Origin of the sequence: Methylocystis sp. JAN1 (assembly GCF_052186135.1) — a bacterium.
In the GTDB taxonomy this organism is placed as follows: Bacteria; Pseudomonadota; Alphaproteobacteria; order Rhizobiales; family Beijerinckiaceae; genus Methylocystis.
On sequence record NZ_CP181499.1, the window covers coordinates 656,357 to 667,909 of the forward strand.

Consider the following 11,553-nt stretch of genomic DNA (forward strand, 5'->3'; position numbering starts at 1 on the left):
TGGGCGGGAGAAGCGCCTCGAGCGCCCCTCCGCTGTCATCCCCGCTCAAACCCTTCCGTTCCGTTGTGGAGCCTTGTGCGGGCGACGTCGCCGTCGAGGGCGACATGGGGTTTTTGGCTATGGGCGACATGGGGTTTTTGGCTATGGCGGCCCTTTTCCGTCGGGCTTGACGCCCGCCATGGACGGCCCGAAATGCCGGCTCGCCGGCGTCATGTGTTAGGCGCGCTATTCAACCAATAGCTAACGTCATTTTCCGTCAGTTCAGCGCCGATGGCGTTGGCGAAGGACGGCAACACATTTCCGCATTTTGCGACCTCGTCGTCGTAGCTCATAACGGATACGCATGGAAAAACCGATAAATATGTTTTGACGAGCGCGTCGTAATCGACAAGCCAGCTATCGTCTTCAACGTAATTGAAGGCGTCTTTTTGCTCGGTTTTCGGAATGCCGAGCCTGTCAAGCTGCGCACGGTAAGATGACAGAAAAGAGCGCGGTTCTCGGAGGTAAACGATAATTTCTATGCGCTCGACGAATTCGCAAATAAGGTCTTTCAAGCGCATAAGCTCGTCGCGGTGCCTCAAATAGGATAGTCCTTCAGCGGAAAATACGTATGTCTCCATGCCGCTGATTGCGAATAAATCTCGCAGCGCGGTTTCTGTTTGACGCCGCAGCCCTGCCATGTCGATCCCTGGATGAAGAAACTTGTATGCATTGCTTCGTTCGGCGCGTTGGCTGAGCAGCAGCAGTTCAACATGGCTGGTTTGCAGCACCCCCTCATAGACTCCGACGCCCTGTCGGCGTAACGCGTTTCGACGTTCAAACAGATAGCGCTGGATCGAGGTCGTTCCGGTTTTATGCGTTCCAATATGGACGACGGCCCGACCGTTTCGCATCATCTTGAGAAATCCACCTCACTTAGAAAAAGGGCAATCGGCTTCAGTTCGGAACGCATGAATGAGCGCAATGCTCGTCGACTTGATCACGCTGTCCTGGAGGGCAGAGCCTCGCGATGGAGGGACAGATCGCCGGGCGTCTCCTCTCCGGAGCGGATTTACGATCGAGGCGAGAGGGGCCAGGCAGTTCCTTGCCGTCCGAACAAGCAATTACGCCGAAGGCGAGGGCATGCGCCAAAGCTAAAATGGCGACGTTGCGAATCGACATGGATGCAGGCTCCATCAGAACCTCTGGTCTGCGTCTCCGTGGCAGACCCATTTGTCTGAGAGATAGCGCATCGTCAGCGGATGGGCCAGCCTAGCGTAGCCGGAAGCTTTCGCATCGCCATGTCCTCGGGCGATAGGCAATGGCGGAGCCGCGTCCTTGAACCGGGGACGGGCGCGCCTGCTTTGGCGCCTGGAGACGACCCTTTTTTTGTCATTCAGATAATGCTCTAACGCTAGTTCCATCTCGCAAGGCTTATCATGAACAAAAAGCATATCGTCATCGCCGGCACCGGACGCTGCGGAACGACTTTCCTCGTGCAACTGCTAACGCAACTGGGGCTGGATACCGGTTTCGATGCGCGATCAAGCGAGGCGTTGCCGCATGCGGCCGCCGCTCGATTGGGATCGGCGAGTTTCTTCCCTGCGGCGCGCGCCGGCATGGAAATGGATATACGCTCGCCGGCGGCCCCCTATATTGTAAAGACCCCTTTCTTCTGTGACATCGCTGAAGAATTTCTCGCTTCTTCCCCTTCGTCGGTCGAGCATGTCATTGTTCCCGTCCGCCGTATCGAGGCGGCGGCCATGAGCCGGGCATATGTGCAGCGCTCCACGACCGGGAGCGCAGATGGCGAAGAGGCGGTGCCGGGGGGCTTGTGGGAGACGGACAAGGCCGAGCTTCAGGCGGAGGTTCTGCGTCGAAAATTCGTTCGACTAATCGAAGCTCTCGTATATTTCGACGTGCCCATGACCTTTCTTATGTATCCACGACTTGCCTCCGACAAAAACTATCTCTTCGCCAAGCTGGCGTTTCTGCTGGCGGACATTGGCCGCGCAGATTTCGATGCGGCTTTCGACAAGGTCGTTCGACCGGATTGGGTTCACCAGTTTTCCCCCGCTGACCAATGAAATAAATTAGCGCCGGGGCGGACGGATCGGGCGTAGTCGTCCATTCCGCGAACGACGACGGCGCCAAAGGGGAGAATGCCGGCGCCGCGGGACGCGTGGAGCGTTCTCACGTAAACAGATTGCGTCCCCGGCTGCCGACGGTCTCCCGGTAAAACTCGGCGCTGAGCTTCGGCGTGCGGCGCTGCGTCGCAAAATCGACGCCAAGAACGCCGAAGCGTTTCGTGTAGCCGAACGTCCATTCGAAATTGTCGAAGAGCGACCAGACGAAATAGCCCTGAAGATTGACGCCCTCGCCGATCGCCTGATGGGCCGCGCGCAGATGGCCGCGGAGATAATCGACGCGAGCGTGATCCCTGATTGCGCCGCGCTCCTCAGGCGGATCGGCGAAGGCCGCGCCGTTCTCCGTGACGAAGAGGGCGATGTCGCCATAGCGCTGCTTCAGCCAGAGCAGCGTGCGCGCGAGGCCTTGCGAATGAACCTCCCACCCCATCTCCGTGTAGGTCGAATCCTGCTGGCGAACCGGGGCGGCGCCGTCCGGCGCGACGGCGGGGTCGGCGCGGTTGACGGAGCGCGTGTAGTAATTCACCCCGAGATAATCGAAGGGCTCTCTTATCAGCCGCATGTCGTCTTCGGGAAATGCGGGCCAGGCCGCGCCGAACAGAGGGGGAAGCTCCTTGGGATAGGAGCCGAGAAGCAGCGGATCGAGGAAAAAGCGGTTCATATAGGCGTCGGCGGCGTTCGCGGCGGCGATGTCGCGCGGATCGCCCGAGGCCGGGTCTTTGGGTTCGAGATTGACCACGACGCCGATCTTCCCCGTGGGGTCGGCGCGGAACGCCTGCACCGCGCGCCCATGGGCGCGCAGCAGATTATGAGCCGTCGTCGCGGCTTGCGAGAGATCCGCGCGGCCCGGCGGATGCACGCCTTTGACGTAGCCATTGTGCATGACGACCCAGGGCTCGTTGTGAGTCGTCCAGAATCGCACGCGGTCCTTCAACGCTCTGAAAAGAGTATGCGCGTATTCTCCAAACCATTCCGACGAGTCTCGATTGAGCCAGCCGCCGCGCGCCGCGAGCGCAGCGGGAAGATCCCAGTGGTGGAGAGTGAGAAAAGGCTCGATCCCGCGAGCGAGAAGGCCATCGACGAGCCGGTCGTAGAAATCGAGTCCTTTCGGATTTTTCGGCCCCACGCCCTGCGGAAAAATGCGGCTCCAGGAAACGCTGAAGCGGTAGGCGCCGACGCCGAGCTCGGCGATCAGGCGAATGTCGTCGTCGTAGCGATTGTAATGGTCGCATGCGACGTCGCCATTTCCGCCGTCGACAATGCGTCCATTCTCACGCGTAAATTGATGCCAGTCGCTCGGCCCGGCGCCGTCGGCGAGCGGCGCGCCCTCGATCTGGTAGGCGGACGTTGCGACGCCCCATAGAAAGTTGTCGGGGAACTGTTTGGTTTCCATGGTCCAGGTCCGAAGGCGGGCGCTTTACGAGATAGGAACAAATTGCGCGACCGTTTCAATACGAGTTTAAGCCGGCTTGTGCGAAACGCGTCAATTGAATGCGGATGGATAAAGAATTCGCAGGAAGCCATGGATGGCGAAACTTATGCGCGCGCCACAGGCCGCCGCCTCCTTCATGGGCGGCGGCGAACGATTTCGATCCGTCGTTTACCATGTCGCGACGTAAGATCGCGCTTCTCCGAAAAGCCAATTGGCTGTTTCAAGGCAAACTGGTTAACTCTCGTTAACCCATGAAGTCGGATTTTTGCAGGAGCGTTTCAGATGTTGCATTTGGCTCGCGCGATGAGCGCCGCCGCGGCGTTGAGTTTGGGCGTCGGCCTAACTTTTCCGTCCATGGCTCAGACAGCGGTTTCCGTCGGCGTGAACGCGGGAGCGAGCCTGGCGACGATACCGGCTCAGGGCTGGGGACTGAATACGGCGGTGTGGGACGGCGATCTCCTCGACGGCGCCGTGCCTAATCTGCTGAGACAGGCCGGCGTCGCGGCCTTGCGCTATCCCGGCGGTTCGACCTCCGACGTCTATAACTGGCAGACGAACTCCATCGTTCCGGGCCAGGGGAGCTACGCAAATCCCAACAACGCCTTCGACGCCTTCATGGGAGTCGCGAGGAGCGTCGGCGCGGCGCCGATCATCACCGTGAATTACGGCTCCAACCAGGCCGGCAATGGCGGCGGCGATCCCAACTACGCGGCCGCCTGGGTGCGCTACGCCAACGTCACCAAGGGCTATGGCGTCAAATATTGGGAGATCGGCAACGAGGTTTACGGCAACGGACAGTATGGCGCGGCCTGGGAGATGGACCTTCACGCGCAGAAGGATCCGACGAGCTATGGCCGGAACGTCGTGCAATTCGCGAACGCCATGAAGGCCGTGGATTCGACGATCAAGATCGGCGTCGTGCTCACGGCGCCCGGGAAATGGCCCGACGGCCAATCTCCGGACTGGAACACGAACGTTCTGGCGCAATGCGCCTCCGTGATCGATTTCGTCGTCGTCCATTGGTATCCGCAGGAGCCCTATGCGGAATCCGACGCTGGCCTTCTCGCTGCGCCGCAAGACCCTTCCGCCGGCGTCGCGTCGATGGCGTCGCGGCTCAAGGCGCTGATCAACCAGTATGGCGGCGCGCGGGCTCCCAATATCCAGATCCTCGTCACCGAGACGAATTCGGTGACGTACAATCCCGGCAAGCAGACGCTCAGCATCGTCAATGCGATGTTCATCGCCGACAATATGCTGACCTGGATCGAGAACGGCGCCGCCAGCGTCGACGTCTGGGGCCTGCATAACGGGGCGGTCTGGGGCAACGCCTCTTCGAGCCTTTTCGGCGCGACCAATTATGGCGACTACGGCATCCTGTCGAACGGGCAGTCGGGCGAGCCCGCCGCCAATACCCCTTTCCCGGCCTATTACGGCATGCAAATGGTTTCCTATCTCGGCAAGGCGGGCGACGGCCTCGTCGCCGCCTCGTCGAACAACAGCCTCCTGACCGCGCACGCGGCGCGACAGGCGAATGGGAGCCTCGCGGTTCTTTTCATCAACAAGGACCGCAACAATACGGCCAACGCGAATGTGTCGCTCACGGGGTTCACGCCGGGCGGGACGGCGACGGTCTATTCCTACACGCCGACGAGCAGCGGCGTCACATCCGCCAACGTCGCCGGGCAAGGGGCGAATTTCACGATCCCCGTGCCGCCCTATTCGATGAAGACGGTGGTGCTGGCCGGAACGTCGACGCCGCAAAATCCCAGCTTTACCCTGTCCGCCAATCCAACGAGTCTGTCGGTAACGCAGGGCGCTTCCGGAACGGCGACCATATCCGTGGCGCCCGCGGGCGGGTTCGCCGGCAATGTCGCGTTCTCCGCGACGGGCCTGCCCACGGGAGTGACGGCGACCTTCAACCCGCCTTCTTCCGCGACGGCGACAACGGTGACGCTCGCCGCCGGCGCTTCAGCGCCTGCGGGAACCAGCGGCTTCACCATTACGGGGACCAGCGGCGCGCTCAGCGCGACGACCGCCCTCGCCCTGACGGTCAACGCCGCCCCGCCTCCCGGCGGCGGCGGCGGAGCCGGGCCTGCGACTTTCTCCGCCAGGCGCAACGCCAGCGGCCCCTGGTATTACGAGGACGATCTCGTCCTTTCCACGACGGTCCAGATCACGGAGCTTACCGCGACGATCGCCGCGCCAGCGACGAACGTGACCTATAATGGGGCTTACAACACCTTTGGCGGGCAGATCGTCCAAGGTTTCGTTTCCGGCGCGAATTTCGTCTACACATTCACGCTCAGCCCCGGCCAGAGCATCTATCCGGGCTCAGGGACGTTTGCGGCGCAGATGAACGGAAACGGCGTGATGCGCGACCTGACGGGCGATTCCTGGACGGTGACCTACAAGGCCGGAGGCGCGACCTATACGCAGTCGGGCAGGTTCTAGATCGCGCCGCTTTCGGGCGGAAACGCGTAAACGCAGGCGACGCGATTGACTCTAAAGGTTCAGAGCGCGCTTCAGTCGAAAAAACCGGCTCGCACGTTTTCGCGAGCCGCGCTTTAGCGCGAGTCCAGGTTACGCCGTGAAACGAAGCCGCGCGAGCGATTGCGCGGCTTTTCGTTCACAGCGCGCGTCAGCCGTCTACGGCCCGGCAGGGGCCAGTCTTCGCGACGGCCGCTTTCAGGTGGCGAGAAGGGCGAAAGCTTGCGACCCTGCGCGACTCGACGACCGCGACCTCTCCTGTGCGCGGATTGCGGCCCTTGCGCTCCTTCTTTTCCACGAGAACGAATTTGCCGAAATTGCAGAGGGTGACGTTTTGGCCCGCGACGAGGGCGGCGGCGATTTCCTCCAGAACCTCGTCGACCAGGAAGCCCGCGCGAGTTTGAGGGATGGCCGGGCAGGCCGCGGCGACGGCGCGCGCCAGTTCGCGTCTCGTCGTCGTACGGCGCCCGGCGGCTTTGTTCGCCTTTTCAAACGGGTCTTCCAAGAGTTCGTCGGTTCGATTCTCTTCCTTGAGCATCGCTCACAACCTGTTCAGCCAACGCGCGCGCTTTTCGAATGTCCTCGGGAGCGTCGGCGCAGGATAACGGGACCAAAACAACCTTGTCCTTAGCCATTTTGCGCAAAGCGACGCCCGCAACCTCAAGGCGCTCGCGGCGGGGTCAGGGCTCGGCTCAGCCGCCCGTAGGCGCCTCGTTCGACCCCATTGAGGGAAGGACGCCAAACATCTCGCGGTAATGCTTGGAGAAACGGCTCTGGTGAAAAAATTCGTAGGCGCGGGCGATTTCGCCGATCCCGCCTCGGGCGTCGCTTTTGAGGATGGCGTGAACCTGCTGGAGGCGGATGGCGCGCTTGAGCGCGACGAAGCCCATGCCGAATTCTTCCTGAAGGGCGAGCTGAACGCTGCGTCGCGAGGCGCGCAGCCGCAGCGAGGCGTCGTCGAGCGAGAATTTCCGGAAGCCGCCGCCGGCAGGGCGCTCCCACAGCAGCCGCTCCACCGCCAGCGCCAGATCGCGCCGACGGCCCGCCGTCATCTGCGGAATCCGAAGGGCCGAACCCAGAATTTGCTCGATGAGGTCGGCGCAGGCCGCGACCATGGCGTCCGGCGCGTCATGCGGCCAGGCCGCGCTCGCGGCGCCGCTTTCGCCGAGCGCCAGCAGGCGGCGCGCCTCCTGTCGCAACGCGAAGGCCTTGGGCGTGACCGGATAAAGAAGCGTCGCAAGGCCGTTCGGGCCGCACAGGCGCGCGAGGAGGCGCGGAAGGGCGTGGTCCGGCACGACGCGGCGGGCGAGCGACGGGGAGAAATTGAGCGTCAACGCCATGCCCGGCGCGGCGTTGACGCTGTCGAAACGCGCTCCGCCATAAGCCACGCCCAGGACGGCGTTGCTGACGCGATGGCCGAGAACCCGCATCTCCTGGGTTTCGAAAAAGCCGATTTTCAGCACGCCGGGATCAAGCGCGCCGTCGACGCGCACGCCCCCGGCGACAAGCCGAAGCTCCTCGATGGAGAGGCCGGGCGAGAGTTCGAGATATTTGCGCGTCAGATGCAGCCGGCCGGCGTCGAGCCGATAGAGGCGCGGCCGCCACCCGCCGGGCATGATCGCCGCGGCCCCGTCAGGATCGGTCGCAGAAGCATATTCGAAACGCCGCGTCATCGTTTGACGAAATCTTCTCTTCAAATCCTGTGCAAAGCTGATCGACCATCAATTGCAAAGATTCCGGCGGGACGCCACTCATCGCCGGGCGCGGCTACACGGATAAGTGGCGCCGTCCGCAGCGACGCTGTGCGCTCGACGCCTGCGCCCCAATTGGGAGGCGAATGGATTCATGCGCCACGGAGACGTCCATGCGCAGGCTTCGCGTCTGGCGAAACGCCGTTCTCACGCTGCTCGCCCTGGTTCTGGCCTCCGTCGCCTGGGCCAATCGTTTCGGCCCCGCCGCCTCGCCCTATCTCCATCGCAACCGCCTGACGGGAGCGGAATGTCACCGGGGCGTCGAATGCTGGATTCCGCGCATGCCTGCATGGGCGCCGCCGCGACCTTAGCCCGCGAGCCGCGCCGCGAGGGCCGCCAGGATCGGCCGCTGGCCCGCGACGATCTTCGCCTCGGCCTCCGCGAGCGGGAACCAGCCGGCGCGGTCGATCTCGGGGATGTCGATCTGGCGGCCGGATCTCGGCGGCCACTCAATCCGGCATAGATTGCTTTTGACATGCGACGGATCGAGATCCCCTTCCAGGGCGAAGGCGAGAACGACCTTGCCGCTCGGTTGCCGGAAGGCGCCCAGCGGGAATAGCTCACCCTCGATCGCCACCCCGGTCTCCTCGAGGAATTCTCGCCGCGCGGCGGCCTGCGGCTCCTCTTGCGGGTCGATCTCGCCCTTGGGAATTGACCAGGCGCCCTGGTCCTTTTTTGCCCAGAAAGGCCCGCCAGGATGGACGAGAAGCGCCTCGATGCCCGAAGCGCCCCGGCGATAGAGAAGGATGCCGGCGCTGCGCCTCGCCATTTCCCGCTCCCGTTAAGCTCGCGTCCCGGGTCAGATTTCGGCCTCAATCCTCGTCGAACAAGGGCTGAAGTAAAGACGGCGACGAGAGCGAGGATCACGGCATGTCGACACTGCGCAGGCTAAGTCTTGGAGCTGTTCTCACCCTTGCCGCCGTGTCGCCGGCTTTCGCCGGCCCCCTCGACCGGGGACCCATCGCCGACTTTCTGACCATCTTCCGCCAGCAGGCGATCCCCAAACAACTCGTCGTCTGGCGTCACCCCGAATATAAAGCGGGAACGGTCGTCATCTCCACCAAGGAGCGGCGGCTTTACTACGTGCTGGGCGGCGGCGAGGCGATCGAATATGGCGTCGGCGTGGGTCGCGAGGGTTTCACCTGGTCCGGCGTGAAGACCATCTCCCGCAAGCGCGAATGGCCCGATTGGCGCCCGCCGGCTCCCATGCTCAGGCGCCGGCCCGATCTCCCGCGCCACATGGCCGGCGGAATGGAGAATCCGCTGGGCGCTCGCGCGCTCTATCTGGGCTCCAGCGAATATCGCATCCATGGCTCGAACGAACCCGACACGATCGGCGCGGCAGTGTCGTCCGGCTGCATCCGCATGACGAATAACGACGTGATCGATCTATATTCGCGGGTGAAAGTCGGGACAAGGGTCGTCGTATTGAGATAGTCCCTCCATCTTGAAACGGATGGGCGGCTTCCAGATACGCGACCTTCTGGCGAGGCCCGCCTCTCGGGCGGAATCGTACATTACAGGCGCCGGTCGCCTTTCCGCGACGCCTCTCTCATCGGGCTCTTCGCAGGACGCCCCTCTACCGTGAGCCCAGATTGCCGAGATCGGCGGATTTCCGGCTCGCTTCGATGCGGAGTCGCGCCGACATCGGCTCGCCGCCGCGGCGAAACCTCACCTCGATCTCGCTGCCAGCCGGCATGACGCCGAGCAGCGTCCGCAACTGCGGCGGGCTTGCAATCGCTCTACCGTCGACGGCGTCGATCACGTCGCCTTTCGCCAGTCCGGCGAGCGCCGCGGGCGAAGCGGGGTCGACCGAAACGATTTCCGCTCCGGCGCGGCCGCCCGCCGGCGAGCGGATCGAAATGCCGATATGGCCGCGGCGCACTTCGCCCGATTCGACGAGTTGCGACATGATCCGCCGCGCCATGTCGATCGGAATGGCGAAACCGATGCCGTGGCTCGCGCCGGATTTCGACAGGATCGCCGTGTTGAGCCCGACGAGCCTTCCGTCGAGCGTCACCAGCGCGCCCCCAGAATTGCCGGGATTGATCGAGGCGTCGGTCTGGATGAAATCCTCATAGCCTTCGATGCCGAGCCCGGTGCGTCCCATGGCCGAGACGATGCCGGAGGTGACGGTCTGGCCCAATCCGAAGGGATTGCCGACCGCGAGGACGAAATCGCCGACTTCGAGCGAGCGGCTGTCGCCGATCGGCACGGCGGACAGATTGTCGGCCCTGATCTTCAGAACGGCCACATCCGTCGCCTTATCCTTCCCCACGAGCTGCGCGCGGAAACGGCGATTGTCCTTCGTCGTGACCTCGATGACCGAAGCGCCGCGCACGACATGCTCATTGGTGAGAATGAACCCCCGCTCGGCGTCCACAATGACGCCCGAGCCGGCGGAGGTGGTCTCGCGCTTCAGGCGCGTATTGGGGATTTCGAAGAACTCCTGAAGGACCGGATCGACGACCGTCGGCACTTCGACGGACTCGATATGTTTCGTCGCGATGTTGACGACGCCGGGCGTCACCGCGCGAACGACGGACGCGACCGAGGCTTTCTGCCCCAGCGGGACGGCGCCCGCGAGAAGTGGCGTCGGCAGGAGCAGGAGCGAGAGGAGGGCGAAGCGCAGAATCATCGGAGATCAAGCTGGTGACGGCGCTCGGCAAAATCATGGCGTCCGCTCGAAAGCGGTCGCCCTTTTCGCTTATGGTTTAGAAATCCATACCGCCGCCGGGGATGGCGGATTCCTTCTTCGGCGGCTTCCGATCGAGGATGGCGACGCCGGCTTGGCGCGCGTCGGCTTCGACGCGGCGGACCTGCTCGCGAGGCGCCGTCAGCACTCGGGGGCTTATGCTGCTAGCATGCTGTTTTTATGTAGTTTTCTGGCGCAGGAGTTGCTTTCGCTCAGATGTCGCCCTTAAATTTTTTTGCGCGCGACGGTCGCACGGAAAGGAGAGGCGGCAATGGCGTCCAGCGAGTTCCGTTTGCAGATGCAGGGCTATGGACTCACCACAGCCAATATTCTCTACCGCCTGCCGGACCATCCGAGGATTCTCCAGTCGTACATTTGGCAGGAATACGATCTGCATCCGCATTTTCCGGAGCTGCGGAAGTTCCTCGATTTCTGGACGCGCAGCCTGGATGGGCCGCTGCACGGCGTGACGGTCGCCCATGCGCAGTTGATCAAGCCGGCGGAAATGCGGATGGTGGACGGCGAATTCCGCGTGCACTGACCGCGCCCGTTCCTTTCCGCGAGGTTAAGGTGGGCCTTTCACGCCTGTCCCGGCGCGGGAATCCTTGGACGGGACGCGGACGAATGCAGTCCGAATCAGGAGCGGCGAAAAGGCGTCGGCCATTCCCCAATAAGAGCTTGGCGCGGCGGTTGGCCAATCGGCGCTGGCGCGGGGCGCCGCTTGGCGCTTAAAATGCGCCCGCCATTCTTTGGCGCAGGGAAGAAACGACCATGAAAAAAGCAACGATCAACGGGGCGACGCTCGCCGTCGCCGCCGTTTCCATTGCGCTCGCAGGGACCGCGCCGGCCGCAAAAGCGGAAACGACGACGGCGCGCGTGCACTGCCTCGGCGCCAATAGCTGCAAGGGCAAGAGCGACTGCCATTCCCCCAAAAACGCATGCAAGGGCAGGAACGCCTGCAAGGGGCAGGGATGGGTCTATAAGGAATCCGCCCAGGCTTGCACGGACGCTGGCGGCAAGGTTCTCGACTGAGCGATTTTCAAGGAGGGCCGGGGCGCGGCG

13 protein-coding genes are annotated in these 11,553 nt (G+C 63.1%); 6 read left to right on the top strand and 7 right to left on the bottom strand.

The features are described 5' to 3' along the window. Nucleotides 1–209 precede the first annotated feature (209 nt). Nucleotides 210–896: a hypothetical protein gene (locus ACNHKD_RS03090; RefSeq protein ID WP_442755655.1), complete on the bottom strand. Its 687-nt coding sequence runs from the start codon at nucleotides 894–896 to the stop codon at nucleotides 210–212. Nucleotides 897–1,418: 522 nt separating this feature from the next. Between ACNHKD_RS03090 and ACNHKD_RS03095 the strand changes: the two genes are divergently transcribed. After that, the gene (locus ACNHKD_RS03095; protein ID WP_442755656.1) at nucleotides 1,419–2,066 is read left to right on the top strand and encodes a hypothetical protein; all 648 of its coding nucleotides are present in this window, start codon (nucleotides 1,419–1,421) and stop codon (nucleotides 2,064–2,066) included. 106 nt (nucleotides 2,067–2,172) lie between these two features. Here ACNHKD_RS03095 and ACNHKD_RS03100 read toward each other — a convergent pair whose 3' ends face one another. Then, nucleotides 2,173–3,519: a GH1 family beta-glucosidase gene (locus tag ACNHKD_RS03100; protein WP_442755657.1), complete on the bottom strand. Its 1,347-nt coding sequence runs from the start codon at nucleotides 3,517–3,519 to the stop codon at nucleotides 2,173–2,175. A gap of 321 nt (nucleotides 3,520–3,840) precedes the next feature. On the opposite strand from ACNHKD_RS03100, the gene ACNHKD_RS03105 reads away from it, so the two are divergent. Beyond that, nucleotides 3,841–6,009, top strand: coding sequence for a hypothetical protein (locus tag ACNHKD_RS03105; protein WP_442755658.1), 2,169 nt, complete (start codon nucleotides 3,841–3,843; stop codon nucleotides 6,007–6,009). A 187-nt stretch (nucleotides 6,010–6,196) separates the two neighbouring features. Here ACNHKD_RS03105 and ACNHKD_RS03110 read toward each other — a convergent pair whose 3' ends face one another. Then, nucleotides 6,197–6,583, bottom strand: coding sequence for an HU family DNA-binding protein (locus tag ACNHKD_RS03110; RefSeq protein ID WP_442755659.1), 387 nt, complete (start codon nucleotides 6,581–6,583; stop codon nucleotides 6,197–6,199). A 154-nt stretch (nucleotides 6,584–6,737) separates the two neighbouring features. Then, nucleotides 6,738–7,718, bottom strand: a complete 981-nt coding sequence (locus ACNHKD_RS03115; protein WP_442755660.1) for a helix-turn-helix domain-containing protein — start codon at nucleotides 7,716–7,718, stop codon at nucleotides 6,738–6,740. Nucleotides 7,719–7,909: 191 nt separating this feature from the next. Here ACNHKD_RS03115 and ACNHKD_RS03120 point away from each other — a divergent pair, with 191 nt between their 5' ends. Next, a complete protein-coding gene (locus ACNHKD_RS03120; protein ID WP_442755661.1) occupies nucleotides 7,910–8,107 on the top strand; it encodes a hypothetical protein in 198 nt (65 codons plus the stop codon). On the opposite strand, the gene ACNHKD_RS03125 is transcribed toward ACNHKD_RS03120, so the two are convergent. Then, entirely contained in the window at nucleotides 8,104–8,565 is a 462-nt protein-coding gene (locus ACNHKD_RS03125) for an NUDIX domain-containing protein (protein ID WP_442755662.1), read from the bottom strand. The genes ACNHKD_RS03120 and ACNHKD_RS03125 overlap by 4 nt on opposite strands. A 101-nt stretch (nucleotides 8,566–8,666) precedes the next feature. Here ACNHKD_RS03125 and ACNHKD_RS03130 point away from each other — a divergent pair, with 101 nt between their 5' ends. Beyond that, a complete protein-coding gene (locus ACNHKD_RS03130) occupies nucleotides 8,667–9,233 on the top strand; it encodes a L,D-transpeptidase (RefSeq protein WP_442755663.1) in 567 nt (188 codons plus the stop codon). Nucleotides 9,234–9,375: 142 nt separating this feature from the next. Here the strand turns inward: ACNHKD_RS03130 and ACNHKD_RS03135 are convergent, their stop codons facing one another. Beyond that, nucleotides 9,376–10,434: a trypsin-like peptidase domain-containing protein gene (locus tag ACNHKD_RS03135; RefSeq protein ID WP_442755664.1), complete on the bottom strand. Its 1,059-nt coding sequence runs from the start codon at nucleotides 10,432–10,434 to the stop codon at nucleotides 9,376–9,378. A 76-nt stretch (nucleotides 10,435–10,510) separates the two neighbouring features. Beyond that, on the bottom strand, nucleotides 10,511–10,639 hold the full coding sequence (locus ACNHKD_RS03140) for a hypothetical protein (protein WP_442755665.1): 129 nt from the start codon (nucleotides 10,637–10,639) through the stop codon (nucleotides 10,511–10,513). Nucleotides 10,640–10,762: 123 nt separating this feature from the next. Between ACNHKD_RS03140 and ACNHKD_RS03145 the strand changes: the two genes are divergently transcribed. After that, complete coding sequence (locus ACNHKD_RS03145) at nucleotides 10,763–11,032, top strand: usg protein (protein ID WP_442755666.1); 270 nt, start codon at nucleotides 10,763–10,765, stop codon at nucleotides 11,030–11,032. Nucleotides 11,033–11,262: 230 nt separating this feature from the next. Beyond that, nucleotides 11,263–11,523 (top strand): BufA2 family periplasmic bufferin-type metallophore, encoded by a 261-nt coding sequence (gene bufA2, locus ACNHKD_RS03150; RefSeq protein WP_442755667.1) that lies wholly within the window; start codon nucleotides 11,263–11,265, stop codon nucleotides 11,521–11,523. Nucleotides 11,524–11,553: the final 30 nt, after the last annotated feature.